At 47.5% G+C, this 25,845-nt stretch carries 24 protein-coding genes; 13 read left to right on the top strand and 11 right to left on the bottom strand.

Features of this window, described 5'->3' with window-relative positions:
* From NG833_RS24820 to NG833_RS24810, 3 genes are all read left to right on the top strand, one after another.
* Positions 1-290, top strand: a 290-nt coding sequence (locus tag NG833_RS24820; protein ID WP_254567953.1) for a hypothetical protein, incomplete at its 5' end; no start/stop codon positions are given.
* Between the two features lie 601 nt (positions 291-891).
* Positions 892-1,332 carry a KGK domain-containing protein gene (locus tag NG833_RS24815; protein WP_254567952.1) on the top strand — a complete coding sequence of 147 codons (441 nt, stop codon included), beginning with the start codon at positions 892-894 and terminating at the stop codon, positions 1,330-1,332.
* A 57-nt stretch (positions 1,333-1,389) separates the two neighbouring features.
* Positions 1,390-2,034, top strand: coding sequence for a hypothetical protein (locus NG833_RS24810; protein WP_254567951.1), 645 nt, complete (start codon positions 1,390-1,392; stop codon positions 2,032-2,034).
* A 34-nt stretch (positions 2,035-2,068) separates the two neighbouring features.
* Here NG833_RS24810 and NG833_RS24805 read toward each other — a convergent pair whose 3' ends face one another.
* The 4 genes from NG833_RS24805 to NG833_RS24790 all read right to left on the bottom strand — a co-directional run bounded on the left by NG833_RS24805 (position 2,069) and on the right by NG833_RS24790 (position 7,469).
* On the bottom strand, positions 2,069-5,053 hold the full coding sequence (locus NG833_RS24805; protein ID WP_254567950.1) for a PAS domain S-box protein: 2,985 nt from the start codon (positions 5,051-5,053) through the stop codon (positions 2,069-2,071).
* 188 nt (positions 5,054-5,241) lie between these two features.
* Positions 5,242-5,532, bottom strand: coding sequence for a hypothetical protein (locus tag NG833_RS24800; protein ID WP_254567949.1), 291 nt, complete (start codon positions 5,530-5,532; stop codon positions 5,242-5,244).
* A gap of 221 nt (positions 5,533-5,753) precedes the next feature.
* The gene (locus NG833_RS24795) at positions 5,754-5,891 is read right to left on the bottom strand and encodes a hypothetical protein (protein ID WP_254567948.1); all 138 of its coding nucleotides are present in this window, start codon (positions 5,889-5,891) and stop codon (positions 5,754-5,756) included.
* Between the two features lie 285 nt (positions 5,892-6,176).
* Positions 6,177-7,469: an aminopeptidase P N-terminal domain-containing protein gene (locus tag NG833_RS24790; protein WP_254567955.1), complete on the bottom strand. Its 1,293-nt coding sequence runs from the start codon at positions 7,467-7,469 to the stop codon at positions 6,177-6,179.
* A gap of 163 nt (positions 7,470-7,632) precedes the next feature.
* Here NG833_RS24790 and NG833_RS24785 point away from each other — a divergent pair, with 163 nt between their 5' ends.
* From NG833_RS24785 to aguB, 3 genes are all read left to right on the top strand, one after another.
* Positions 7,633-7,839 carry a hypothetical protein gene (locus NG833_RS24785; RefSeq protein WP_254567947.1) on the top strand — a complete coding sequence of 69 codons (207 nt, stop codon included), beginning with the start codon at positions 7,633-7,635 and terminating at the stop codon, positions 7,837-7,839.
* 231 nt (positions 7,840-8,070) lie between these two features.
* Positions 8,071-9,141: an agmatine deiminase family protein gene (locus tag NG833_RS24780; RefSeq protein ID WP_254567946.1), complete on the top strand. Its 1,071-nt coding sequence runs from the start codon at positions 8,071-8,073 to the stop codon at positions 9,139-9,141.
* A gap of 166 nt (positions 9,142-9,307) precedes the next feature.
* Entirely contained in the window at positions 9,308-10,168 is an 861-nt protein-coding gene (aguB, locus tag NG833_RS24775) for an N-carbamoylputrescine amidase (RefSeq protein ID WP_254567945.1), read from the top strand.
* On the opposite strand, the gene NG833_RS24770 is transcribed toward aguB, so the two are convergent.
* The gene (locus NG833_RS24770) at positions 10,146-11,048 is read right to left on the bottom strand and encodes a metal ABC transporter permease (protein WP_254567944.1); all 903 of its coding nucleotides are present in this window, start codon (positions 11,046-11,048) and stop codon (positions 10,146-10,148) included. The two genes, aguB and NG833_RS24770, sit on opposite strands and share 23 nt — an antisense overlap.
* 63 nt (positions 11,049-11,111) lie before the next feature.
* Here NG833_RS24770 and NG833_RS24765 point away from each other — a divergent pair, with 63 nt between their 5' ends.
* On the top strand, positions 11,112-11,519 hold the full coding sequence (locus NG833_RS24765; protein WP_254567943.1) for a helix-turn-helix transcriptional regulator: 408 nt from the start codon (positions 11,112-11,114) through the stop codon (positions 11,517-11,519).
* A 140-nt stretch (positions 11,520-11,659) separates the two neighbouring features.
* On the opposite strand, the gene NG833_RS24760 is transcribed toward NG833_RS24765, so the two are convergent.
* Complete coding sequence (locus NG833_RS24760) at positions 11,660-12,490, bottom strand: metal ABC transporter ATP-binding protein (protein WP_254567942.1); 831 nt, start codon at positions 12,488-12,490, stop codon at positions 11,660-11,662.
* Positions 12,491-12,495: 5 nt separating this feature from the next.
* Positions 12,496-13,494 carry a metal ABC transporter solute-binding protein, Zn/Mn family gene (locus NG833_RS24755; RefSeq protein ID WP_254567941.1) on the bottom strand — a complete coding sequence of 333 codons (999 nt, stop codon included), beginning with the start codon at positions 13,492-13,494 and terminating at the stop codon, positions 12,496-12,498.
* 512 nt (positions 13,495-14,006) lie between these two features.
* Here NG833_RS24755 and NG833_RS24750 point away from each other — a divergent pair.
* From NG833_RS24750 to NG833_RS24735, 4 genes are all read left to right on the top strand, one after another.
* Positions 14,007-15,188 carry an AAA family ATPase gene (locus NG833_RS24750; RefSeq protein ID WP_254567940.1) on the top strand — a complete coding sequence of 394 codons (1,182 nt, stop codon included), beginning with the start codon at positions 14,007-14,009 and terminating at the stop codon, positions 15,186-15,188.
* Entirely contained in the window at positions 15,182-15,796 is a 615-nt protein-coding gene (locus tag NG833_RS24745) for a DUF4276 family protein (protein ID WP_254567939.1), read from the top strand. Before NG833_RS24750 ends, NG833_RS24745 begins: the two co-directional genes overlap by 7 nt.
* A 113-nt stretch (positions 15,797-15,909) precedes the next feature.
* Entirely contained in the window at positions 15,910-18,582 is a 2,673-nt protein-coding gene (locus NG833_RS24740) for an AAA family ATPase (protein WP_254567938.1), read from the top strand.
* Between the two features lie 467 nt (positions 18,583-19,049).
* The gene (locus NG833_RS24735; protein WP_254567937.1) at positions 19,050-20,555 is read left to right on the top strand and encodes a hypothetical protein; all 1,506 of its coding nucleotides are present in this window, start codon (positions 19,050-19,052) and stop codon (positions 20,553-20,555) included.
* Between the two features lie 317 nt (positions 20,556-20,872).
* Here the strand turns inward: NG833_RS24735 and NG833_RS24730 are convergent, their stop codons facing one another.
* A complete protein-coding gene (locus NG833_RS24730; RefSeq protein ID WP_254567936.1) occupies positions 20,873-21,421 on the bottom strand; it encodes a L,D-transpeptidase in 549 nt (182 codons plus the stop codon).
* A gap of 255 nt (positions 21,422-21,676) precedes the next feature.
* Here NG833_RS24730 and NG833_RS24725 point away from each other — a divergent pair, with 255 nt between their 5' ends.
* Positions 21,677-21,841 carry a hypothetical protein gene (locus NG833_RS24725; protein ID WP_254567935.1) on the top strand — a complete coding sequence of 55 codons (165 nt, stop codon included), beginning with the start codon at positions 21,677-21,679 and terminating at the stop codon, positions 21,839-21,841.
* Positions 21,842-22,245: 404 nt separating this feature from the next.
* Here the strand turns inward: NG833_RS24725 and NG833_RS24720 are convergent, their stop codons facing one another.
* Positions 22,246-22,398, bottom strand: coding sequence for a hypothetical protein (locus NG833_RS24720; RefSeq protein ID WP_254567934.1), 153 nt, complete (start codon positions 22,396-22,398; stop codon positions 22,246-22,248).
* Positions 22,399-22,992: 594 nt separating this feature from the next.
* Here NG833_RS24720 and NG833_RS24715 point away from each other — a divergent pair.
* Positions 22,993-23,385, top strand: coding sequence for a metal-sensitive transcriptional regulator (locus NG833_RS24715; protein WP_254567933.1), 393 nt, complete (start codon positions 22,993-22,995; stop codon positions 23,383-23,385).
* Positions 23,386-23,409: 24 nt separating this feature from the next.
* Here NG833_RS24715 and NG833_RS24710 read toward each other — a convergent pair whose 3' ends face one another.
* Together NG833_RS24710 and lnt are read right to left on the bottom strand one after the other, a co-directional pair.
* The gene (locus NG833_RS24710) at positions 23,410-23,769 is read right to left on the bottom strand and encodes a phage holin family protein (protein WP_254567932.1); all 360 of its coding nucleotides are present in this window, start codon (positions 23,767-23,769) and stop codon (positions 23,410-23,412) included.
* A 264-nt stretch (positions 23,770-24,033) separates the two neighbouring features.
* Positions 24,034-25,596, bottom strand: coding sequence for an apolipoprotein N-acyltransferase (gene lnt, locus NG833_RS24705; RefSeq protein ID WP_254567954.1), 1,563 nt, complete (start codon positions 25,594-25,596; stop codon positions 24,034-24,036).
* Between the last annotated feature and the right edge of the window lie 249 nt (positions 25,597-25,845).

The raw sequence follows: 25,845 nt of genomic DNA, 5'->3' as shown, positions 1-25,845 counted from the left end.
TTGCAAAATATAAATCCTCCAAACGCGCAACTGAAAGTAAGGTATGTGTAGGGGCGCAATGCTTGCGCCCCTACATTGATCGCGCTACTCCGTTGATCTACGAACGAACGTTTTGGAGATTTTATTTTTTGGAGTTCCCTAAGAAAGAAATCGCATCCTTGGGGATTCGGTTAGAGGGTCCGGCGAAAAACATTAAAAACTTTCGTCAAAAGTCGGGCAATGCGGAAGTAGGATTGATAGGGGAACGGCAGGGGCAAGGGAAGGGAATAGCCATAGGTTCGATTTATTAAGTGTTCTAGGCGCACTGGAAGGGTTACACCCAGGGGCAGGTGAAATGGTGTTTCTAAGTTTTTCCACAGGCGATCGAGCATGGGACCTTGTTAATCCAGATTTTTTTAAGAGTTGCCTTCACATTAAGCATGGCGCAAAACCTATTTCCGTGTCAAATGATACGAGATTACTGGGGTTAATTCTAGGGTCCATGAGGTCAGTTCCTGGGTTTTTCGGTGAAATCACCAGGGATACAGGGTCAGGAATCATGCCCGATCGCCCAATTCGAGGGGAGACTCATGAATTTCTGAGTTTCATAGAGGTTCTGATTAATTATACAAATATACAAAGGGTCTATTGTATCTACCCCGTTACCCAGACTGAAGAGAGTTAACAATACAGAGGATGTGGCGCAGTGCGATCGCCTTGAGGGAGTTGAATTTCACCGATAATTTTAAATCCACGACAAATCCACGACTCTCTTAATCCCAAACCGCACCGGATCTCAGCTTAAATGTTGCCACAAAAGCATGGTCTACAACCAAAGGGGTGGAGGGAACAATACGGGTGAGGCAGTACCTTGCTTGTATGATATCGGCAAAGACGTCGTTGGAATATTTTATGGTTATGGAAGAAAATAATATTTTACCCGAATGCTCCGATGATGATGTGGTGTCATTTCGCGGCAAACTGTTTAAAGTCAGTCAATTGCGAAAAATGATGGGCCAGGCCATGACCGAGCAGAATCAACTCAATTTTACTCTTTCTAATGCGTTAAAACAAAAAGGATTAGAGTTGGGGCTCACGGATACGAAAGAGTTTTTGCATCAAGGGGTGAACGGGGAACTCCTAACAATTACGGGTCAGGGTTGGCAAAAAGGCAAAATTAAAATGAAAATTAGTCTGGAATTTATCCCGGATGTTCCCGGGGAAGCGCTGTTGTCATCTGGGGAGAATCCGCAGATGCAGACGGGGGCCACTCTCCCCTTAGAGGAGAAGGACTTCAGTAGAGGAATCCCACAGTCGGAAAAGAACGGACACCGACAGCGCTACCCCCGCTAACCAAAAACCGTTACAATAGCATCGCGTTCTTTTGCCCAACGCCTACCCCTTGGTGCTATGACCCATTCTCAAACCCCGATCCAAACGGCCATTTTTTCCAACGACACCTTAATTAAGCTGCCTACCCACAAGTTTTATCGGCAGACATTCTTGTTTAATGAACTGCTGTCTATCCTCCTGTGGGCCGTTACCCGCGTTTCTTACGACGTCAACTGTTTAATTGATGGGTCGAAAGGAACGGCGATTCAACCCAGTGGGGGATGGGATCGCGGGACGATTCGCTTGTTGGCGATCGCCGGATTCAAGATGCGTGGCGAGGAAACGTTACATCACATCGATTGTCTGACGCGACAAGCCCCTAAGTTAATTTTGCCCGATACTGCGGTCATTCAAGCGGATACCAATCTGATTTGTCGCGAACCCCGTCAAGTCAGCGAAATTATCAAAGAGCTCAAAGAAGAAGTGCAAATCGCCTGTGCGGAAATGACCGATTTTGTTAAACCGACTCGTTTAGGGTTTCCCACCATTGAATTTCTGGAACCGGGTAAGGAATGGCGACACGCAGAGATGCGCCTCACGATGGAATTATCTTTTATCAGCGATCGCAGCCAGGGAGATGACAATGGACAACCTAGAGATCGGTTGATTTCTCAAAGCATTTCCCCCCTCGGTGACATTTACGGTCCCTCCAGTGCCACCTAGTCTGAGGGTACCCTATGGGGAAGATTAACCGCGTTCAGTCAGAATCCTGATGGTGCTTAACCCAGAAGGCGATCGCCTGGACTAACTCTGCCGGTTGAATGGGTTTGGCGAGATGTTGCTGGAACCCCGCTTCAAGGATTTGCTGACGGTTCGTCTCTCCCGCATAGGCAGTCAGGGCGATCGCCGGGATTGCCCCCCCTCGTTGCACTTCCCATTGTCGGAGTTCCCGAATCAGCATATACCCATCCATTTGCGGCATTCCGATATCGCTCAACAGTAAATCAGGAATGGACCTTTCAATCGCGGCGATCGCCTGTTGTGCAGAACTCACCCCCCGGACGTTGGCACCATACTCCTGCAACACAAATTCCAAAAACTCCAGGGTATCGCGGTCATCATCCACCACCACCAGGGCAATCCCCGCTAAACTCAGCTCACTCTCGGGTAAAACCGACTCCTCCGGAACGACAGAACCCAGGGAGATCAAAGGGAGGGTCACGGTAAACCTTGCGCCTAGACCCTCTCCATCACTGTGTGCCTGCACTGAGCCCCCATGCAATTCCACCAGGTTATGGACGATCGCCAACCCTAAACCCAACCCTCCAACAGACCGAGTTGTTTTACTATCCGCCTGCCGGAAATACTCAAAAACGTAGGGGAGAAACTCAGTGGCAATTCCTCGACCCGAATCGGACACCTCAATCTGGGCGAGGTTGCCAGTGGATTCCAGGCGAATCGTGACCTGTCCCCCTTCTGGGGTAAACTTAACCGCATTGGAGAGCAAATTCCACACCACTTGCTGCAAGCGGCTCGGGTCTCCCAAAACTTCCACGGCCTCCATCGGCAGGAATTTTTCAACATGAATTTCCTTGGCTTCTGCAACTAATCGGACCGTTTCCAGGGCCGATTCAATGATTTTTTCTAAATGGACGGGAAGCATTTCCAGGGTCAATTTCCCAAGCAAAATCCGGGAAATATCCAGCAAGTCTTCGATCAGTCGCGATTGCAACTTGGCATTGCGTTCGATGATTTCTAAGGCTTGTTTGGTTTTGGCTTCATCGAATTTCCGCATTTGCAGGAGTTTGGTCCAGCCTAAAATTGGATTGAGGGGCGATCGCAACTCGTGGGACAAGACGGCGATAAACTCATCCCGGACTCGATTAGCCGTTTCCGCTTGTGCTCGGGCACTTTGTTCGGCTTCATAGAGTTGAGCGCGGGCGATCGCCTGGGCACACTGTTGGCCCAAGGCCACCATAAAGGCTCGGTCTTCTGGGGAAAACTCTCGCGCCTCGGCAAAACTTAACCCCATTGCCCCAATAGTTTGTCCTTGTAAAATTAAGGGGATCGAGGCTAACGCTTGATTTGTTGTTTTCCTCGGGAGTTCGGCTAGAGTGGGATATCTAATACTTAAATCCGTTAAATTTTCTTGAAAAATCGGTTCCCCTATCCGCACGCATTCAGCTAACGGGACGGGTGCATTAATCGGAATTTTTTGCCATTGGTCTAATATCTCTTGGGGATACCCGATCGCGCCGACTATTTTTAAACTTTTGTCGTTATCGGTCAGAATAACCAGGGAACCGGCTTTCGCATCAAGGGCAGCAATCCCTTGATTCACCACCACTTCGGCAACTTCTGCCGGGGTGAGGGCCTCGGACAGAGCAGCAGTAACCGCTTGTAAACGCGCTGTCCGCGCTGCCGCCTGTTCTGCCATCTGCCTTGCTTGTTGTGCTTGTTCGTAGAGTCGGGCATTATCTACAGCGAGGGCGGCGCGACGGGCCAGTTCTTCGGCCATATTCAGGTCCGAGCGATCGTAACGACGGCCCGATTCCGCAGCAACAAAGGAAATGGTTCCCAAGGACCGTCCCCGGGCGATCATGGGGACGATCATCACGGAACTAAACCCGACTTCTCTGAGAATTTCCAAATGTTCTTCATCCTTGGCTGCTTCTACCAGCAACTCTTCAGGAATATGAGGATATAGCTCGGACACCCCTGTCCGCAGCACTTGTGGCGAACCCCGGGGATCGTCGGGATCGACGGGATACTTGTGGTGGAGTTCTTTCGCCCAGGCGACTTTTTCGGGATTGCTATGGGCAGTGATCGGAGGTTGGAGTCTGCCATTTTCTTCAACCACAAAGACGGTACACCAGTCGGCGAGGTGAGGTACCGTCAGGTCCGCTACGGTGGCTAAGGTGGTTTGATAATCCAGGGAACTGGCGAGAATGGTACTCGCCTCGGAGAGATATTGTTGGGCCTTTTCCGTGCGCTTGCGATCGCTTTGGTCCAGGGCAAAAAATACCCCCTCCTCGGTAGTATCCTCAAAGATGGCTCCCCCACTAATGGTCGGGACCCGACCCCCATTTTGGCGAAAGAATTCTTTTTCGTAGGGGGTGCAATATCCTTGAGTTAAGGTTTCTTCTCTGGCCTTGAGGTCTGCCTGATGATATTCTTGGGGCGTGACGGTTTCCCAGGAGAGTCCTCGGCTTTCAAATTCTTCTCGGCTATAGCCTAACATCGTCAGCAGGGCATCATTGGCTGCGGTGATCTTGCCCTTGGCATCCCAAAAGCCCATGCCAATCATATTGGACTCAAAGATTCGACGAAACCGGGATTCCGTTTTCTGAAAGGCTTGCTCGATTCGTTTATACTCCGTTATGTCCCGAGAAATACTTAGGACAAACTCCACCGAACCTTCTGCTGCTAATTCTGGAAAGACTTTTGTTTGAAAAAACCGTATTCCATCGGATCCCAGAAATTGGTATTCAAATAAGCATTCGCATCCGGTGGCAAAGGTTTGGCGCAACTGCTGTTGATACAGGCAGGCAATGGCTTCGGGAATCCCTAACTCTTGATGGGTTTTGCCGAGAATGGCTTCAGCAGACATCCCTATTGCTTTTTCCACAGCCTGGTTAATATAAACGTGGCGAAGGTGGCGATCGAAACGGGCTATTCCATCGGGGGCCTGGTCCGCCAGGGATTTGAACTGTTGCTCTTGACGGTGGAGTTCTTCTTCCATAGTTTTGCGATCGCTGATTGTCTTGAACGCGAATAGCGTGATAGAGGATTTGAACGGTTGGGTCTTTAAGATCACAGTTGCGTTGATCAGAACGGGCCAAATTGTATCATTTTTCCGACTCTGCCGGAACTACAAGGCTTGCATCTTGGCGATCGCTACTCCTGAGAATTCCTTCGGCTAAATCGGACCTATTTTCTAAGGGTAATACATCGACAATCGTTTTGGCGGTTCATTCTTCGCCGGTATAGCCCTGCCTCTGGGCCAAGACTATCGAGTCCGTCAAAAATGTGGAGTTCGCCATTGATTCGGACGATTCCCCATCCAGACTGTTGAACCTGTTCTATCCATTTTTGAGCTATCTCCTCTAATGCTTTGCGTTCGGTTCTATCGGTTAGGATGGCTAGTCTTTCTAACCACTCTAGGCGATCGCTCTCCCCCCGATTCCAACGCGATCGCAGCAATAGACTCCGCAGACCCATTCAGTTACACCCTGAGCCACCTCCGGCTCGTCACAACTTGCATCGCTGCTACAAATGGAACTACAACAGAACTAAGGGGCGCAGAAGCAACACGATTAAGTTAACAGGGGATTGATTTAAAATCTGTTTAATATACAAGATTTTAAAGTTTTTGTCAACTGCTTTTTATCAGATTTATCGGAGTTGCTGATTTTTCCAAAGGTCGGATTAAAAACATTGCGTCAGTCTCGATTATTTCTATCCTCAGCAGAGGCGGAAGCATCGGGAGAAAAGCCCCCCGCCAAATTCTTGACCGGATTGCGATCGTCATCGGTGTGACTGTTCAATTCCCCAAGGGAAAATGCTCCTTGACATATCACATTATTCGTTGAATATCTGCATCAGAGTGAACCCAAAATTTATAAGGGAACTCCAAAAAATAAAACCGCCAAAACGTTCGTAGTGACTCCTTGATTGAGTCATCTTTAGAGAAACCCCGTCAAGGGGGGACGTTGAACATTTGGATGATTTATTTTTTGCAATCCCCTAAATCGCCCTTCACTTCGGGTCAAGGGTGGGTGCTAGAGGGTAAAACCCCCTAACATCGGCCAGAATAGACCCACATCACCGCACTCTTAACCCTTCCAGGAGAGGCATTTTCAAACTTATTTAGGCACGCCTTCAGTTAAGACTTCATGTCCCTCTGGGGTCACCAATACATCATCCTCAATCCGCACCCCAATTCCCCGCCAACAGTCCGGGATTTCTGGTTGTCCTTCCACAGGTTTCGTTTCCAACCCAATATAAAGTCCCGGTTCTACGGTTAGGACATTTCCCGGTTGCAAATTCTGTGGGTCTTCTCCATTTTGATACACTCCCACATCATGCACATCTAACCCCAACCAATGCCCCGTTCTGTGCATATAGAACGGCTTATATTTTTCCTCTTTAATGATTTCTTCAATGTCTCCTGCTAGCAGTCCAATTTCCATTAATCCTTCCACCAAAACCCGCACTGCTGTCTCGTGAATTTTGCTGTAAGGATTCCCGGGTTGTACTTGCGCTGTTGCCTGTTTTTGCGCCTCCAAAACAATATCATAAATCGTCTGTTGTTCCGGTGTAAACGCACCACTCACGGGAAAAGTTCGGGTGATATCGGCATTGTAATACCCATAAGCACAACCGGCATCAATCAGCAAGACATCGTTTTCTTGCAGTTGGCGATCGTTTTCGATATAGTGCAGAATGCAGCTATTTGCACCAGAGGCAACAATCGAGGGATAAGCAAACCCATTCCCGCCTTGCAATCGGAACAAATGTTCCATTTCCGCTTGGATTTCATACTCATATCGCCCGGGTTGTGCGAACTCTTGAGCATGAATGTGCGCTTTGACTGAAATTTCCGCAGCTTTTCGCATCAGTTGTAATTCTGCCGGACTTTTCACCAGGCGCAACGGATGTAAAATCGTCCCGGAATCTTGAATGGCAACGGGTCCCGTTCCCCGCTTGGGATAGGTTCTCATCAACCGTTGCCAATGGGTGAGAACGGTTTCATTAAACTGGCGATCGCGCCCAACGTGATAGTATATGCAACTGGCTTTAATTAAATATTGCGGTAACTTTTCTTCCAGTTCACTAATCGGATAAGCTTCATCGGCACCATACCGTTCCTTTGCACCTTCCACCCCCATCCGGTATCCCGTCCACACCTCTTTTTCCGGGTCCTTGGGTTGTACAAATAGCACAAATTGATGTTCTTCATGATGGGGTGCAAACACCGCCACTGCATTGGGTTCATTGAACCCAGTTAAATAGTAAAAATCACTATCTTGGCGAAATGTATATTCCACATCATTGTGCATCACCGCCATCGGCGCACTCCGAAAAATCGCGGTCCCGGTCCCGATTTTTTCCATCAGTGCCTGCCGTCGTTGCTGATATTCTGCTGCTTCGATCATGGTCATTTTTGAATCAAACGAGGTTTTCAGTGATTGCTGTCACAGTGTCCAGGTGTTTATTATCACAGATTTTCCCGATCGCGATCGGCCTGGTTTCCTCCAAAATAGCGGAAACTAACATTAGGGAATCTACAATTTTTTTTAAGAGGATGCAGTAGCTGTTATGATTGACTTTCTGGTAGAATCTGCATTTAAAACCGGCTGCCTCAGCGTTGAGTCCGAAGCATTAATCCGCCAAGTCCTCGCTACCAAAGGCTGTAAGTCAGCGGACCTGGACTCGCTGCAAAAACTATGGGACGCACTCAACACCGGCTGTATTCGTCGCGAAGCAGGTTCCAAATTGGCAATGCCTCTACTAGAAAGGCGCTAACCTCTTTCCTCGGGAGGCGCGGAAGAACCCCACCCTAACCCTCCCCTTGCCAAGGGGAGGGGACCGGAAGTAAATCTACTCTTGTAAGTCCTCCCCATCTCCCCTATCCCCCCATCTCCCCTATCCCCCCATCTCCCCTATCCCCCCCATCTCCCCCATCCTCCCCATCCTCCCCATCCCCCCCATCCTCTAAAATATTCAATAGAGGAGAAAAAATTTGGAGGAACGCGCTTGACTACCCTAACTCCCCCTGTGGTAACGTATCGAATGCCTGCTGAATGGGAACCCCATCAGGCTTGTTGGTTGGCTTTTCCTAGTCATGAAGACCTCTGGATGGAGAGTTTAGAGGCGGCGCGTGGTGAATTTGTGGACCTCTGTCGGGCGATCGCTGACCCGGATCCCGTCTCCGGCGAATGTCGGGGTGAAAGGTTAGAAATTCTGGTACTCAATGAAGCGGGAAAAGCGATCGCTGAAGCTGCCTTAAAAGGGATTTCTGCCCGATTTCATATTATTCCCTTTGGAGATATTTGGCTGAGAGATATTGGCCCAATTTTTCGGATTGAACCCGATGGCACCCTCGCCACAGTCTGGTTTAATTTTAATGGATGGGGTGAAAAATATATCCTAGAGGGTGATGCTGAAGTCGCAAAAACCATCAGCGACTGCCTCAATTTACCCAGTTACCATTTCCCCGTTACCCTAGAAGGAGGGGCGATCGAAGTCGATGGGGAAGGCACTTGTTTAACCACTCGGCAATGTTTGTTAAATGCCAATCGCAATCCTCAACTCACTGAATCTGAATTAGAAGAAATTCTGCACTCAGCTTTTGGTGTCTCTAAAGTGTTATGGTTAAATCAAGGCTTACTCAATGACCACACCGATGGACATATTGACACCATTGCCCGGTTTATTGCGCCTGGGGTCGTCTTATGCATGGAACCCCGAGATGCCGACGATCCAAATGCCGCAGTCCTCACCGAAATTGCTCAGAATTTGTCAGAAATGACCGATGCCAAAGGTCGTCCTTTACAAGTCATTCGCATTCCGTCCCCGGGTAGAATTGTTGATGACAGTGGCGAAATTGTCCCAGCGAGTTATGCCAACTTTTATATTGGAAATAGCACCGTTGTTGTTCCCACCTACGGCGCAAGGTATGATCGAGAAGCAGTAGAGGCGATCGCCAAACTGTTCCCCACTCGCCAAACCATCGGGCGATCGGCAAAAGCAATTTTACTAGGTGGTGGTGCTTTTCACTGCATCACCCAACAACAACCGACGGGGAGACAGCAAACGGGGGTTTAAATCCCCGCCTGTAGGGGCGATTCGCGAATCGCCTGTCCAGATGTTCAATTGAATGACCCCAAATCGTTATGGAATGTAGGGGCGATTCGCGAATCGCCTCTACAGACAAAACCCGGGAATTTAAACACCCCCGAACTCTTCACCCCTTATCCATCACTTAACCAACATGACTCAAATGGTTACGGTTGCAGCCCTACAAACCGCCTTCTGTGAAGACAAAGAAACCAACGTTTCTCGCGTCACTGAATTAGTCCGAGAAGCGGCATCCAAAGGCGCTCAAATTATCCTACCTTCTGAATTATTTGAAGGCTATTATTTCTGCCGAGAAGAACGGGATAAATTTTTTGCTTGGGCACATCCCGTGGAGGGACATCCAACAATTGCCCAGTTTCAAAAGATAGCGGCAGAATTAAAGGTGGTGATTCCAGTGTCATTTTTTGAAAAGGCCGGACCCGCTTATTATAATAGTATCGCCATTATCGATGCCGATGGGACAGTCTTAGGGATTTATCGCAAAAGTCACATTCCCGATGGTCCCGGTTATGAGGAGAAATTCTATTTCCGTCCGGGAAATACAGGATTTAAAGTTTGGAAAACCACCTATGGGACAATTGGCGTGGGAATTTGTTGGGATCAATGGTTTCCAGAATGCGCCCGATCGATGGTATTAATGGGTGCGGATTTGTTGTTTTATCCCACGGCGATCGGCAGTGAACCCCTTGATCCAGAGTTAGATACCAAAGACCCTTGGCAACGGGTAATGATTGGTCATGCGGTAGCGAATATTGTCCCCGTTGTGGCAGCAAATCGCATCGGGACGGAAGAGGGACAAACCTTTTATGGTCATTCGTTTATTGCCAATCAACGGGGGGATAAGGTGGCGGAATTGGACCGCGATCGCCCGGGGGTGATTTGTGCCAGTTTTGATTTGGATGCGATCGCCCGGACTCGCGCCTCTTTTGGCTTTTTCCGCGATCGGCGTCCGGAACTGTACGGCGTCCTCTCTACTGCCGACGGAACCCTATAAGCTGGAAGATTTGACTCCCGCCCAAAACAGCCAAAAACACTGAAAATTGCACCACCACAATGCTAGGGCCCGAGGCAAAATTAAACAGTCCTGACCCTAGCATTCCCACCAGAGAACTGGTTGCCCCCAATATCACAGAAAGGGCAATAAACAGGGTAAAATGATGAGTCATTAATTTGGCCGTTGCTGCGGGAATCACCAAAAAGGCATTAATCAGTAAAATTCCCACAGCTTTGATAGAAATTGCCACAGTCAAAGACAGCAAAACCACAAATAAATAGCGATAAATATCAACGGAAACTCCTTGAACCTGGGCCAGTTCTGGATTAAGTGTGAGCAAAATTTGCTGCCGCCAAGTTGAGAATAGAAACAGGCAACTGATACCCAGTAATCCCACAATTAATAAAATATCAGTTTGTCCGATCGCCAGGATATCTCCAAACAACACCCCCATTAAATTTCCCCGATATCCAGGGATAAAACTGGTCAAAATTACCCCAATTGCCAAGGCACCGGAAACTGCTATACTAAACACACTATCACTGGGCAATTTCGTGCGTTCGATTAAATACAGGGACGAGAGTCCAAATAGCAGGGTAAAGGGTAACAGCGTCCAATTCGGGTCAACCTGCAACAACACCCCTAACACCACCCCAACTAACGCCGAATGTCCCACCGCATGACTGAAAAACGAGAGTTGACGCAAAACCACAAAAGTGCCCAGGAACCCCCCGAGAATTCCCATCAAGACCCCACCGGCGATCGCCCGTTGCATGAAAGGGAAACTCAGCAATTCCAGTAAGTTGGCGATCGGTGTATTCCCGAGGAGTAAATATCCAAGAGAAGGGTTGAAGATTTCCAATAAATTCGCTATCATCATTAATATCTGAAAGAATAATCAAGTATTCAAGTTTTTTAGTGATATTTTCCCTGAACCTAAATTATGGCAGTTAACTATTCTACCGATAAAATGGCCCTGGACAACCTACCCGAATCCGATGAACTCGAATGCATCTCCGAACACGCGATCGACCTAGAGAATATCAATAGTCTGCAAAATCAGCTATTAAAAGAAGACAAAGCGCAACGGATGGCGGAGTTTTTCAGTTTTCTCGGAGATGCCAATCGCTTGAGAATTATTTCCGCCTTGGCATTAAAAGAACTCTGCGTTCATGAATTAGCGGAAATTGTCCAAATGACTGAATCTGCTGTTTCCCATCAATTGCGAAATTTAAAAGCAATTCGCCTGGTGAGTTATCGCAAAGAAGGACGCCGGGTTTATTATCGACTTCAGGATAATCATGTGGTTAGTCTTTATGAGGCAGTGACGGAACATTTGGATGAGGAATGAGGGATGAATGGGAAGGGAGGGGGAACGACTGAAGTCGTTACTACGAACAATTAAGAACGACTGAAGTCGTTACTACAAACTTCTCCCCCCTCTCCCCTATCCTCCCCATCTCCCCCATCCTCCCCATCTCCCCCATCTCCTCAATGATCATGATGATAGTGAGCAAAAGCTGGACCATAAGTCGCTAACAAATTTTGAGGTGCTAAGGCAATATCCGGTGCACCGCTACAGACTAGGGTTTGATTTAAACAAATCACGCGATCGCAATGGCGACTCACCATATTGAGGTCATGGGATACCTGCAACACCGTCCAATTTTGTTCAGTTTTCAACTCATTTAACAGACTGTAAAAATCAGCCTCTCCCTGAACATCAACTCCTGCCAATGCCTCATCTAAAATCAGCAATTGGCGAGACATGACTAAACAATAGGCGAGTAATACCCGCTTTAATTGTCCCCCACTCAGAGCACCGACTGCGCGATGGCGCAAATGCAAGGCATCCACTCGCCGCAATGCTGACATCACTGCGCTTTCTTTTTCAGGATTAGACTGCCAGGGAAACCGCTTGATTCGCGAGAGGGAAAACGGTTCCCGGTGTTGCCATCCCAACCCCACCACTTCCCCAACGGAAATGGGAAAGGTGCGATCGAATAGGAAAGTCTGGGGAATATAACCGAGATGCGATCGCAACCGTCCCAGTTTTTCCAAAGGTCTTCCCATGATTTCCACCTGACCCGAACTGCGAGGAATTAACCCTAAAATCGCTTGCACCAAGGTACTTTTCCCCGCCCCATTTGGCCCAACCACGGCAACATTTGTTCCCGATTTTAATTCAAAAGAAACATCCCGCAAGGCCGGATAACTGCCTCGGTAAACGCTCAAATTTTCAATTTGAACAATCGAGTAATCCCGAGTAAAAGCCGCATTTAATTCCCGGAGATTTCTATCCCCTGATTCACCCATGATCATAGTAGTTACCGACAAGCATTGGCAATGGTTTCTAAATTCCCGCGCATCGCGGTCAAATAATGTTGAGGGTCAAGGGGTCCCGATGTTAAGGGGTTAATTTCATACACTGGTAAATTGAGGTCCGTTGCCAATGTTTTTAATACTTGATTCTCCATTCCCGGTTCCGAAAAAAGAGCCTTCGCTTGATACTGCTGAACTGCTTGTACCGTTTTTTGGAGGTCCTGGGGAGACAGACTAGCATCAGGGACAGAGACAATGGCAACTTGCTGCAAATTGTAGCGATTGGCTATATAAGGATAGGCATCATGAAAGGTAATAAAGGTACAATTAGGATATTGAGATAAAGTTTGCTCAAACTCCTGATGCAGTTGTTGTAATTGCTGAAGATAAGCGGCTGCATTGGCTTCATAAATGGCTTGATTGGCCGGGTCCGCAGCGATTAAACTATCTCGAATGGTGGCAACTTGTTGTTGAGCAAATACGGGATCAAGCCAAACATGAGGATTACCTTCAGCATGATCATGATGATGTCCGTCATCATGATTATGGTCATGATCAGGGTCATGATCATGATTGCTATCCACCGCTTTTACAACGGGGGTATTATCATCTAAAGGTTGAATCCCTGCACTGGCATTAATTTCCTGTAGGTTGGGATTATTAGCATTAGTAATGGTATTGTCGAGAAATTCTTCTAAACCGATACCATTTTTGACTAAAATATTGGCAGTGGCGATCGCCTGGACATCGGCGGGTTTCGCCTGATACTCATGGACATCGCTTCCCGGAGGAATCAACACTTGCACCTGTGCGCTATCCCCCGTCACGGCGCGAGTAAACCAATACATCGGCAGAAACGTGGCGACAACATTCAGGGAGGGGGTGTCGGATACAGCGAGTTGCGTGTCAGTTTCCGTCTGTGCAACGGGTTCACGACAGGCGATCGCCATCGGCAATAGCAACAGTGGGATGAGCGATCGGCTCAACAGTCTAGGAATCACCATCAGTTCAAGGGACTTTCAATAACGAGTCTAATTTTCCCTATTATACGAGAATAAGTCTCATTCTGACCAAGCAATTTTCTGGCGGGGTAGGGGCCAGTTGTCATTTCTACCAGGACTTACGCATATTTTGAGCATCCACCCTAAATCTGTCGGGGCGATCCCACGAATCGCCCCGACAAATATAGCGAGCATGAATCTGTCTTGAAAAAGCGTTGTTTAATTCAAGGTTATGAGGTACATTATTGATTGGGGAGTTTTGGAGTGTGAGCATCTTGCTCGCTATCGTCTGATCGAGTAAGATGTGATGCTTACGGTAGCCTGTTGCAAAGTCACTCCTCTCGTGACTTCTGGGGATATCTCATGATTCCGAGAAGCGCTATAGTTTTCAGGAGTCAGCATTACTCAAATTTTCGGGGCAAGGGCAATCCGCAGTATATGAAGAATCCTTTGAAAGATGTAAGATTCAGCATAAAAGCCGAAATATACCGGAGGTAAAGGTGTCAGGAAAAAGATTGATTCACAAAATCAGATTACAAAATATATTATCCTACGGAAACGAAGGCCAAGAAATAGAATTGGAACCATTAAATGTAATTATTGGTCCAAACGCATCGGGGAAATCTAATTTGATTGAAGCGATCGCCTTGTTAAAAGCAACGCCAACAGATTTAATGGTTCCGATTCGTAAAGGTGGAGGGATTAGCGATTTTCTCTGGAAAGGGGGGAAAGAATCGCCGATTGCTGTAATTGATGCGACTTTGGAACCGCCAGAAGACGGAAGAAGACAAATGCTTTTGCGTTACCAAATGAAGTTTACAGAAACGGGCCAAAGGCTGGAATTGGTAGATGAAGCGATCGAAAACGAACAGCCGTATCCCGGAGAAAATGAACCTTATTTTTTCTATCGGTATCAAGAGGGAAACCCAGTTATCAACGTTCAAACAGAAATTGAGGGACGAAAAAAGCGGTCTCTTGAGCGAGAAACACTCAGTCCAGACCAATCCGTATTGTCACAACGAAAAGATCCAGACCAATATCCTCAGCTAACTTACCTGAGTAATCAATTTGCCCAAATTGGCTTATATCGGAATTGGGAAATTGGACGAGATGCTGCCCCCCGGTTGCCTCAAAAAACAGATCTACCAGAATATCCCCTGCTTGAAGATGGGAGTAATCTGGGGCTGGTTTTAAATAATTTACAGCACAAGATTGGAAGTCGTGTCCTCATCGAAACTTTGAAAAAGTTTTATGAGAGAGCTGAAGAAATTAGCATCAATATTTACGGCGGGACGGTGCAAATTTTTATCCGAGAGGAGGGGTTAAAAGATCCAATTCCGGCAACTCGCCTTTCCGATGGAACCTTACGGTTTTTATTCTTAATGGCTTTATTAATGCACCCCAATCCGGGACCTCTGGTATGTATTGAAGAACCTGAAATTGGCTTCCATCCAGATATTCTACCCACCGTGGCGAAAATGTTGGAGGCAGCTTCTGAGCGAACTCAATTGATTATTACCACTCATTCCGATTTTCTCATTTCGGCGCTTTCCCCTGAGTCGGTTATCCTGTGCGATCGCAACGATTTCGGTAGCGAATTGCGTCGTCTGGATCCGAACCGACTGAAAAAGTGGCTCGACAATTACACCCTTGGAGATTTATGGAGAATGGGTGAACTCGGAGGGAATCGATGGTAAAGGAAATTCGCGTCTATATTGAAGGCGGAGGAGATACTAAAAATACCAAACCACTTTTCAAAGAAGGATTTAGAAGTTTCCTCGACGATCTGTTTCAAATTGCTAGGGAACGAAGAATTAAGTGTAACTTAATTGTTTGTGGTCGCCGAAATGCTGCCTATCGAGATTTTAGAAATGCTTTGGCCGACCATCCTGATGCTTATAATATTTTATTAGTAGACTCGGAGGGACCCGTAACTCAAAAACCTTGGCAGCATTTGCGGTCAAGAGATAACTGGGATTCGTTGGGGACTGAGGATGACCAATGTCATCTGATGGTGCAAGCAATGGAAGCTTGGTTCATGGCTGACATTGAGACATTAAGCAGGTTTTACGGACAAGGATTTCAAGCCAATTCCCTTCCCAGAAACTCTAATATCGAAGACATTCCCAAGGATAGGTTGGAACCCAGTTTGAAGGCGGCAACGCGCCCAACCCAAAAAGGAGAATATCAAAAAATAAAACATGGTTGCGAGTTGTTAAAACAGATTGATGTTCTAACAGTTCGGGGGGCTTCCGAACATTGCGATCGCCTCTTCCAGAAGATTGAGGAAATTCTCAAAAGCTGATTTTTCCAACCAAACAACAGGTCGTACCTCCAGAGAGACCAAAAGATGATAGATTCAGCGCAGACAGTTTAAAGAACCGGGATTGTCGGTCATATCAGGAGAGAAAAACCAGCGTGACAATTGAGCGGATCACCCAAGGAATTCGCGAGGCAAGTGGCGATCGCTTTTTGCTTTTATATGGAGCAAATACCAGTGATTCATTTTGTAGTGAGGATTTGATTCTGCAAGATATCGAACAGGTATTGCATCGCTATCTCAAAGCTCAAGGATATCAGAGAATTGCCTTTTATTCCGGCAATCGCAAACTGTATTTTCTGGATACAGACTCTCGCGATCGCGCCTTGTTACGCCCTCCGATTCCCTCTCCGGTTCAGGGTCAATCTGACATCAAGGTTACCCCCGGTCCTTTGGGGCGAAAAAAGCGATTTTTAGGCAAAAAAGCCACCCAACAAACCCCAGAAACTCCCCCCAATCCTCACCCATCCCCCTCCACAACTCGTCCCCAACGAATGCAGGACCGGGATGTGCTGCCTTTGTTGCAAAATTTCATGGAAGATACTCGCCAATCCTCGGCGATCGTCTTTGCGAATCCCGAAGATTTGCGGCGATTTGAGCTACTGCGGCAACTGGATGGGGCGATTGTGGAATGGTCGCGGTTATTGCCAACCAATCGCAATTTATGCGTGTTTATTTTCCATCAAGATACTTATTCCGAACTGCAATCCTTTTGCCAGCAAATTGGACTAACGTTTTTGAGTAATCTCTTGTTGAATCGGGAGCGTTCTCAAAATCAGGTAAATATTTGTAATGTCGGAACTCCCACTGCCTCGGAAATTGGCTATTTAATCCAGCGCTTTCGGTTACAGAGTCAACGACAGATTGCCTGGAACGAATTGGAGCAATTAACCACTGCTTTGGCTCAAGAATCTAAGCCATTGAAGTATTGGCATGACCAGTTTTTATCCGGTTCAGAATTTTCCTTAGCACAGGCAGAACGGGAAAAATGGACGCAGACAATGCCGCTACCGACAGCAGCAGAATTGACTGAAAAACTTCAGCAAAAAGTGATTGGACATTCCGAGGCAGTCGCCAGTCTGGTTAAATTAGTCCGGGGCAAAATCGCCGCCCAAAAAAGTCCTAAACCCTTGGTCATTTTGTTACCCGGACCCACCGGAACAGGCAAAACCGAATTAAGTAAAGCCCTCGCATTAGCCCTCGGAACCCCCTTGGAACGGTGTGATATGGGGGAATATGGAGAAGAACATAAAGTCTCCAATCTGTTTGGCAGTCCCCTAGGATATGTCGGTTCAGAACAGGGGGGATGGTTACCCAATGCTTTGCGAAGGAATCAGCAACGGTGCATTTTGTTGTTTGATGAAATTGAAAAAGCGCATAGTTCTATCTGGCGGCAACTGTTAGCTTTTTTTGATGAAGGGCGCGCTAGTGATGTGAATGGTACGGTGATTTCCCCGAAAGATACGATTTGTTTGTTGACCACAAATTTAGCCAGTGAAGCCATTAGCGAAGCGCCAAATCGGGCTAAGGAAATCTTACAAAAAACCGGATATTTGCCTCCAGAATTTATCGGGCGGATTGATAAAGTGATTCCCCTCAGTCGCTTGGAATTTGCGGAACAGACAGAGATGATTTTCCGGTTGGTAAAACGGTTTGCTCAAGACCGATATAACATTGAGGTGGTGGTTGATACGCCTGGATTAACCGCTTTAGTTCGCGCCACTTATGAACCGGCGCAAAACTATGGAGGACGGGGTGTGAATGAAGCAATTTCCGACTTATTTACCGATGATTTGATTGAGTTACAAACCCAGAACATTGACCGAGCAATATTGAGCCTAGAAGGGGAAAAAATGCAGATTGTTCCGGGCAATAGCGAACAACCGGCATTAGATTTTGCGGCCATTGCTTCCGGTTCTGCACGACGAAATCAGGGGACATTAGACAGCTTACTTAACCAACTGGATGCCATGATTGGGTTAAGTTCAGTCAAAGCCGCCATGCATGAATTAGTCGCCAGTGAACAAGCAAAACAACGATTGCGACAGGCGGGATATGAAACCGGCGATCGCATCACGCGCCATCTGGTATTTTTAGGCAATCCTGGAACTGGAAAAACCACCGTAGCGGAACTGGTAGGAGCAATTTTTAAAGCCTTGGGAATTCTCAAAAAAGGACAACTAATTAAAGTTGATAAACCCCGGGATTCATTAGTGGCTGAATATGTGGGACAAACCGCCCCAAAAACCCGGGCAAAAGTCGAAGAAGCCCTAGATGGAATTTTGTTTATTGATGAAGCTTATGCACTGGCATCATCCCGGGGAGGGGGACAGGATTATGGTCAAGAAGCAGTGGATACCCTCGTCCCGATGCTGGAAAATTATCGCGATCGCCTGGTGGTGATTTTTGCCGGTTATACCCAACCGATGCAAGCCTTTTTAGCCACCAATCCGGGTCTCCAGTCCCGCATCGCCAAAACCATCGAATTCCCCGACTATACCGGGGAGGAAATGCTAGAGATTTTCCTTTCCTATTGCCGGACTTCTAAACCCGCCTACCGTTGTCCTCCGGAGGTGCAGCAAGCGGTATTAGAACGACTAAATTCGATGTATAAGATGCGCGATCGCAACTTTGGCAACGCCCGAGATGTCCGCAATCTGTTTGAGGCAATGGTCCAATTACAGCAGGTTCGCCTCATCCGCGACAACCTGGAAGGGGAAGCGATGATTACCTTTGCTAAACAGGATTTACCGCCATTCAACTTAAGCTAACTTAAATCAATTGTTGAAATGATTTAAACTTGCTATAAAATGCTTTTTAGGCCTAAAGAGAAGAGTTCCTAAAAGATTCTGTTGGCGAATGATGAAAGAGACCTCTCCCCAAACCCCTCCCCTACGAGGGGAGGGGCTTTGATTCTCCCCCTTCTCTCTTAGGGAAGGATGAAAGAGACCTCTCCCCAAACCCCTCCCCTACGAGGGGAGGGGCTTTGATTCTCCCCCTTCTCTCTTAGGGAAGGGGGTTGGGGGGTTAGGTCTCCCCACAACCAACGGGGCTTTCCGGCTCCCCCTTCCCTCGTAGGGAAGGGGGTTGGGGGGTTAGGTCTCCCCACAACCAACGGGGCTTTCCGGCTCCTCCTTCCCTCGTAGGGAAGGGGGTTGGGGGGTTAGGTCTCCCCACAACCAACAGCGTCCTCACCCAGGTTCCTCGTCAACAAAGTGATAAATAACCGGAGATCCAAATGAGTGGTAGAAAAGAGCGATATGTGAGTATTAGTGAAGCCGACTTGCGCCGATTACAGGAACAGGATAGCCGACTGCGATCGGTGCAACAAGACTTACCCGATCGCCTAAATCGGATGCGTGCAGAGGCGAATCAAGAAATGCAGCAACGCCTCGTTCCCCTAGAACACCGTGCGAAGCAGCAGGAACAAGAGGCGCAACGCCTGGGGAGTCATCTGGGGGACCTGGAACGTGAGACCCAAGCGCGATTGCGAATACAGCGCCAAGACTTTCAGCAAGCGGTGCGCGAATCTGAGGTGCGACAACAACAGGCGCTGCTTCAAGAAGGCGATCGGCTCACTTCTGCCATGCGCGCCGGTTTTGAAAAACAGCGCACTGAATATCTTCGCATTACAGCGGACCAACGGCAAGAATATCTCGCCCTCAATCAACAACTGGAACAGAAATTCTCCGAACTCCTGGAGGAAGAACGGCAAGCGCGGGAAACGGGACAACGGATGCTCCAACAGCAAATTGACCGGGTATTTGACACCCTCGAACAGGAACGACAAAATAAAGCAAAATTGGCCCAAGAACTGCTCACCGATGTGGAACAAATCTGGCAGCAAATCGACCGCGATTACCAACACCAGCGCTTTGCTCCGAATCAACTGGCTGACTTGCGGCGCAATTTAGAATTGGCAAAACAAAACTTAGCGGCTGGGGTTTTTGAAGCGGCGATCGCCACCTCCCAAGACACCTACCTCAAACTTGCAGATTTGCGCCTCGAACTGGAACAAAAAGAACAAGAATGGTTACTTTATTATAGCGCAACATTAGAAGATTTACGAACCCTAATCACCGAAGTGCAAGCCCATCGACAAATCGAAATTGAACTAGGAGAATCTGGGGGTGAAGTCGAAACCTTTCAGGAAGAAGTTGATTATTGGACCAATGGACATTTAAGTGATTATCAGCAAAAACTCGATAAATTTCAACAAAAACTTACCGAAGGGGAATCCACTCTCACCACGGAACAAATCCAGGAATTCGCCCAACAAATCGAAGCCCTCCGTCCGGAATTAGCTGAAATTGCCAACCAAGCCAAAATGCAAGTGATTCTCTCCCAAATGCGGGCTGAAATTGCCGATAATGTCGTAGAAATGCTCGAATTTTATGGCTATCAACTTGCAGACCCTAATACCGATGCCACCTACGAAGGCGCTGACTATCGGAATGCTTATGTCGTCAAAGTCAAAAATATTGCCGGGGAAGAAGTGGTCACCGTGATTACGCCGGAAAAAGAATTAGGAGCGAATAATATTTCTATCAATGCCTTCAGCGATCGCTTATTAGATGAAGATCAACTCCGGCAACGAGCCGAGGGGATTTTTAATGCTCTTCATGAGGAATCAGGATTAGAATTGCAAGACGAAACCCAATGCTATGAACAACCCCAAGCGGAATATCAGGATATTGAACAAGTCAAACGCCGTCAAACTCCACCGAAACAACCGTCTGCATAAAGGATTTGCAAACAAAAATTGTGGCATTTTTGACTGGAGGGACAAGGCAATATAGCGTTTCCCACAGTTATGATTTTTTGGAGTGCGTAAGCACTGGCTGCGCCAATGAACCTTGTTTTATCCTCCCCAATAACATCGAATTCACTTGTTAACTTGTTCGGCAATCGCAATCAAAGAAGAAAAAAACAAGTTTTCACGCTGCTTTCAATAGTGTTGGCGGGAGAGTCTTAGCAAAATCGCCTCCGCCTCCGGTGAAGCAGGGGAGGCAGAGGCGATTTTTTCTGATTCGGGTATGTTCTGACAAGAGGTTCTAATAATTAAGGAATCACGGTCACTGTTGTGCCAATTTGCACTTGATCATATAAGGCGATCGCATCGTCATCAAACATTCGGGCACATCCCCAGGATTCAGCCTGTCCAATGGACTCGGGAGAGTCTGTGCCATGAAACCCGATCGCATTATTACCATCGGTCCAAAATGCAATCCATCTCGGTCCTAATGGATTTTGAGGCACTCCTGCGGGAATAATTTGCCCAGTAAATGGACTTTCCCAGGCCGGATTTTTGACCATTTGAAAGACTTCAAATGTCCCGAGAGGGGTTTCCGAACCCGGTTTACCCACAGCAACGGGATAAGAGGACTGCAAGACCCGATTGTGATAAACATATACCCGGCGATCGCTCAAAGACAAGATGAGATGAGTCGGAGTCGCTGTCGGAGTCCGATAGGCAATCTCGTGCGGATCGATCCTTTCTGGTTCAGGAACCCTCGGGGAACTTGCGAACTCATTAAGCGTAGCGTTAGCGGGGGCATTACCTAAAGCCAGTATCAAAGCACTTAAGACAGAAATGTGACGGAGGAACATAGCAATCCCTAACTGCGATCGGTAATTGCAGTTTACTCAAACCGCTGTTCCGCCTACGAATAGCACTGTTCCACTATTGGGATTGGATGTTTTTTTTGTGGCGATCGCCAAACAAATACCCCAACAGGAAGCAGACAGTTACCCAACTGGTTCAAGTTCTCCCGGGACAGATCAAAAACTGTCTGAATCTCTCTGCTAAAACTCAAAAATCGTCCGGATAATTAGACTAGAAACCCGATGGACAAAACCCCGATTATGAACGCACAACCTCAATCTCTCCAGACCCCCACAACTCCGCCTCCCCAGACTGAATTAGAAAAAGTGTCCCAGGATTTCGGTCGGGCTTTAGTGGTGTACTTAGCCTGGAAATCCGCTGGGTTACTCGACCCGGAAGCGACATACTCTCGCCCACAACCGTAGTAACCTGCAATACATCAAAACAAGACTGACCCATCACCTTTTGTAGATTATTGTAGGGGTAATTTATGAATTATCCCTACAGTTTGGCACGTTCTTTAAGATTAAGCCCTAAATGTAGAGACGAGCAAGGGAATCGCCTCTACATTTTCTACAGTTAGGGTAAATTCTCAAAACTTGCGTAAGTCCTGCCCTACAGAGTTGTGCGATCGCGAGTCTACTGTACCGCCTTGCCAGAAGCCATACCAAAGGGGGTCATGCATCAGCTAACGCCCTGGACTGTAGAGAGTTTCTCTGGAAACCCAAACAAAAGCCCCCATCAATGGGGGCTTTTGTTGAGCTTGAAAGGGTTAAATATTAGTAAATACAATGCAATTAACAGCCTGGGACTGCCAGGATAGCAGGGTTTAGAGTGTCCAGCTTGCTTCGTGGAGGCGATGCTTCCTAAAACTGGCGCGGATGTGGCTGGAATAGCTCAGTGCTCGCAGGAACTGTTCAGCTAATTCTTTGATGGAGTTCGACAGGGGTCGAGATGTCGTCGTTTGAGTGTCATTTTCCATGACTTGATCCTCTTTTTCTGGATAGGGGTTGGCAGAGTTGTCGAGTTCTAACCATCCTAGTTCTAGCTTACATCACCCTAGACCATTTATTAACAGAGAATTTATAACCACCTGAAAATGGGAAACAGGATAGGATTTCCACTCAACAGTTATATTGTCCCATTTTTTGACAAGGTAGCCGGTGATGATATCGGGTAGAACTGGGTGATACTTTCGCCCATCAGAGGCGATCGCGATCGCAGGTTCAAGGGGTTTAGGCAAACCGCATCAATAGCACTAGGTCACTTTCGACTGTAGGCTGAGGCGGGGGTGAGGTTTCCGAAGGGACGGAATTCGACTCAGGAGATTTGTGAAAGAAGTAGGTAATAATTTCCATGATAGATGCGTTTTTTAGTTCGATGAATCAACTATGAGCCATCGGGGAAACTACTGACGCGAGCTTGTGGCAGTCTTTAAATTGGTTTTTTCATCTTTCCGGTGCAACGGCTTGAACCCTCCCAAAACCCTGGAAACAGTGGACAGTTGGAAAAGTGGCGATCGCATCCGAACTAGGATAAAATACTGAGTGTTACTGCCGCCTTTCCCCAATCCCTCATGGTTCTATCTGACTCCTCCACTGCTCATCCCGGGCCTGACCCGACTCACAACCACGATTCCGACGGGTTCCACACCCACCCTAGTCCCGATCGCGACTCAGGCAGCCACGCCCATGTTCACGTTCACAGCGAAGAGTCCCTGCGTCGCCTCGTCAATCGCCTCTCTCGCATTGAAGGCCATATCCGGGGCATTAAAACAATGGTTCAAGAAAGCCGTCCCTGTCCGGAAGTCCTCTTACAAGTGGCTGCCGTTCGCGGTGCACTCGATCGCGTCGCCCGCATCGTCCTGGACGAACACCTCACTGAATGCCTCGCCCGGGCAGCCAAAGAGGGCCATATCGAAGACGAAATCGAAGAACTCAAGGCCGCCCTCGATCGCTTTCTGCCCTAGCCACCACCGAGCGTTAGTGTAGCTTTAGAGTAAAATCGTTTCAATCGAGCTACTCACTAACGCTAAAGCCAGCGCCCCAAAAATAGCCGTCGTGATGCCCTTTTCCAACCGAAAACCAGGAACCACGCGGGCAGCCAGGGCAAAGATGAGTACATTCATCACAAAGGCGAATAACCCAGACAATAAGCCCAATGTCACCAAATTTGGGATGAAAAATACGGCTTTGAGTAGGGGTAAAATCAGCACATTTAATCCCCCCAACGCCGCCGCAGCCATCAGCGCTTTTGGGGGACTATCAATCTGAATCCCCAAGGGCAATCGAGAAATCAACAGCAAGCTACTAAACGTAACTAACCAGGCAATCAGAATATCTACGAGTTGCATTGTTATATTTTCCTTTAAAGTAACAGAGTCAAATTTTCACTCTCTTACCTTATCTCTTCCTCCGGTGCTTTGACCTCTGCTTTAAGATATAACTCTCTCTCTGCCCAACGGTGATTATAGCGGTTTCCCCAGTTATTCCCGTAGATTTTGGGGAGTGTTCTGGAATCCAGTACGCAGAGGTCTATGCAAAACTAGCCCTGTATGACTGATAGACTGGTTTGATGTCCATTGATTTTTTGGGCCTCATGAGTGACCCGCGAGGACTTAGACAGAACTTTTCATTGTACTTTTCACGGTCCAGTAATCCAGCACAACACCGATCGCCGCTATTCCCCAGAACCCAAATAATAACCAATCTCCCCATCGCACATAAAGGGTTTGAGTTTGGCGTCGGTAAATCGTATCTGCATGAATTTGATAGGTATTCTGTTCGGAAATCCAAAGGGTTTTGCCTTGGGGATTGACGATCGCGGAATAACCTGTATTGGTGGCACGAACTGCCCAGCGATCGGTTTCGATCGCCCGCATCACATCTTGAGCATGATGTTGCTCCATCATGGTTGCGGTATAATGAGCATCATTAGAGGCACTCAGGATAAACTCCCCTCCGGCTGCGGCTTGGCGTCGAAACAATTCAGAAAAGGCCGAATCATAACAAATTCCGGCGATCGCTCGTCCGAAGGGCGTATCAAACACTTGGTCCAGTTTCCCCGCCACTAACTGCGCCTCTAACGGCGATAACCTGGAGACAATTTTACCAAAAATTTCCTCAAATGGAATATATTCTCCCAAGGGAACCAGCTTGGTTTTATCGTACCGGCTAAAGGTTTCTCCATCGGGAGTCACCGTGACTAAACTATTGGTAAAGTTGCCCTCTTGACTGCCAAAGGTTCCCACCCAAGCCACGGCATTATAATCCCGAATTGTTTGATAAAAGGAACTGTAACGGATATTTTCTGGCGTCCATAAATAGGGGAAAGCTGTCTCTGGAATCAAAATGCTATCGACTCCCGCCTCGGCTAACTCTTGATAGCCTGTGGTATATCCCTGCAAGGCGCGACGCCATCCTTGGGAATCAAACTTAATTTCATTGGGAATATTCCCTTGAATGATGCCAACGGTTAAGGCTGTTTCTGGAGATTGGGTCAGGGGACGATTGTAGAGAGCAAATCCGATTCCATGTAAAAGTATCAATAAAATAAGCGCAGAAGCTAACAATAAACCTCCGGTTCGGTTGAGAGATTTTCGGTCAGACTTGAAGGATAGAATGGCTTCAGCAATCAACCCATTGATGATAACGATCGCCCCGGTAATGGTAGTCGGTCCCGATAGCTGTCCCAGGTGCAAAATGACTAAGTTTTGGTGACTTTGGGTATAGGCGAGGGCAGTCCACCAGAGGTTTCCGGCACTCCAAATCGCTTCTAAACTACACCAGATGGCTGTTGCGATCGCCACCCGAACCCAGGGAGAAGGAGAATGTCCAGAAACCTTTGTCAATAACCGAGTAATTGCGGTCAGAATAACAGCCCAAAGGGTGACTAATGCCGCACCCCAGAGGGTGATAAAGCTCCAACAAAAGCAGGCGATCGCCAAACTCGCCAGCCAAGGAACTCCCAACCAAGTCATCGGATGAATTCCGGTAATCCAAAATAAGGCAATCCCGTGATAGCCAATTCCCCATAATAAAGGCAATCCTAAAAATTTCCACTGCCAGATTCGCTGAGGTTTCGATGGATTTTCGCCGCTTTTGACCAGAAGAATCCACAGGGGAACTAAGGCCATCCAAGCCAAGGGCCAAGCATTAACGGGGGCCGGAGTTAATCCCATCAAAATACCAGAGAACAAGGCGGCGGCCAATCTCCAAAAATTGTTTGATTTTAAAGCAATTTTGAGCGTATTAAACACGGTTATCTATCTAAAACTTTGCTGTTGTTTACTAAGGGGATTCCAACAAATAAATCATCCTTGCTTTGATGCGATCGCACCTAACAAGGCTCTTTTAGCCCGCGCAGGCGGGCTTTGTCCGTGTAGCCCCAGGCTTGAGCCTGCGGGTTTTTTGAAGGTTTTATTTTTTGG

This window comes from Oscillatoria sp. HE19RPO (assembly GCF_024220515.1).
Classification (GTDB): Bacteria; Cyanobacteriota; Cyanobacteriia; order Cyanobacteriales; family Laspinemataceae; genus Laspinema.
Note: the sequence above shows the minus strand (reverse complement) of the source record. Positions and strands in the feature narration are given on the sequence as shown.

What these genes read in the sequence shown, in the direction of transcription:
- NG833_RS24720 (WP_254567934.1), bottom strand. Translation starts at nt 22,398, where the DNA reads ATGGAAAATGACACTCAAACGACGACATCTCGACCCCTGTCGAACTCC.
- lnt (WP_254567954.1), bottom strand. Translation starts at nt 25,596, where the DNA reads ATGGGATTAACTCCGGCCCCCGTTAATGCTTGGCCCTTGGCTTGGATG.
- NG833_RS24800 (WP_254567949.1), bottom strand. Translation starts at nt 5,532, where the DNA reads ATGGGTCTGCGGAGTCTATTGCTGCGATCGCGTTGGAATCGGGGGGAG.
- NG833_RS24735 (WP_254567937.1), top strand. Translation starts at nt 19,050, where the DNA reads ATGAGTGGTAGAAAAGAGCGATATGTGAGTATTAGTGAAGCCGACTTG.
- NG833_RS24765 (WP_254567943.1), top strand. Translation starts at nt 11,112, where the DNA reads ATGGCAGTTAACTATTCTACCGATAAAATGGCCCTGGACAACCTACCC.
- NG833_RS24785 (WP_254567947.1), top strand. Translation starts at nt 7,633, where the DNA reads ATGATTGACTTTCTGGTAGAATCTGCATTTAAAACCGGCTGCCTCAGC.
- NG833_RS24805 (WP_254567950.1), bottom strand. Translation starts at nt 5,053, where the DNA reads ATGGAAGAAGAACTCCACCGTCAAGAGCAACAGTTCAAATCCCTGGCG.
- NG833_RS24715 (WP_254567933.1), top strand. Translation starts at nt 22,993, where the DNA reads ATGGTTCTATCTGACTCCTCCACTGCTCATCCCGGGCCTGACCCGACT.
- NG833_RS24810 (WP_254567951.1), top strand. Translation starts at nt 1,390, where the DNA reads ATGACCCATTCTCAAACCCCGATCCAAACGGCCATTTTTTCCAACGAC.
- NG833_RS24790 (WP_254567955.1), bottom strand. Translation starts at nt 7,469, where the DNA reads ATGATCGAAGCAGCAGAATATCAGCAACGACGGCAGGCACTGATGGAA.
- NG833_RS24730 (WP_254567936.1), bottom strand. Translation starts at nt 21,421, where the DNA reads ATGTTCCTCCGTCACATTTCTGTCTTAAGTGCTTTGATACTGGCTTTA.
- aguB (WP_254567945.1), top strand. Translation starts at nt 9,308, where the DNA reads ATGACTCAAATGGTTACGGTTGCAGCCCTACAAACCGCCTTCTGTGAA.
- NG833_RS24725 (WP_254567935.1), top strand. Translation starts at nt 21,677, where the DNA reads ATGAACGCACAACCTCAATCTCTCCAGACCCCCACAACTCCGCCTCCC.
- NG833_RS24755 (WP_254567941.1), bottom strand. Translation starts at nt 13,494, where the DNA reads ATGGTGATTCCTAGACTGTTGAGCCGATCGCTCATCCCACTGTTGCTA.
- NG833_RS24710 (WP_254567932.1), bottom strand. Translation starts at nt 23,769, where the DNA reads ATGCAACTCGTAGATATTCTGATTGCCTGGTTAGTTACGTTTAGTAGC.
- NG833_RS24745 (WP_254567939.1), top strand. Translation starts at nt 15,182, where the DNA reads ATGGTAAAGGAAATTCGCGTCTATATTGAAGGCGGAGGAGATACTAAA.
- NG833_RS24770 (WP_254567944.1), bottom strand. Translation starts at nt 11,048, where the DNA reads ATGATGATAGCGAATTTATTGGAAATCTTCAACCCTTCTCTTGGATAT.
- NG833_RS24815 (WP_254567952.1), top strand. Translation starts at nt 892, where the DNA reads ATGGTTATGGAAGAAAATAATATTTTACCCGAATGCTCCGATGATGAT.
- NG833_RS24760 (WP_254567942.1), bottom strand. Translation starts at nt 12,490, where the DNA reads ATGATCATGGGTGAATCAGGGGATAGAAATCTCCGGGAATTAAATGCG.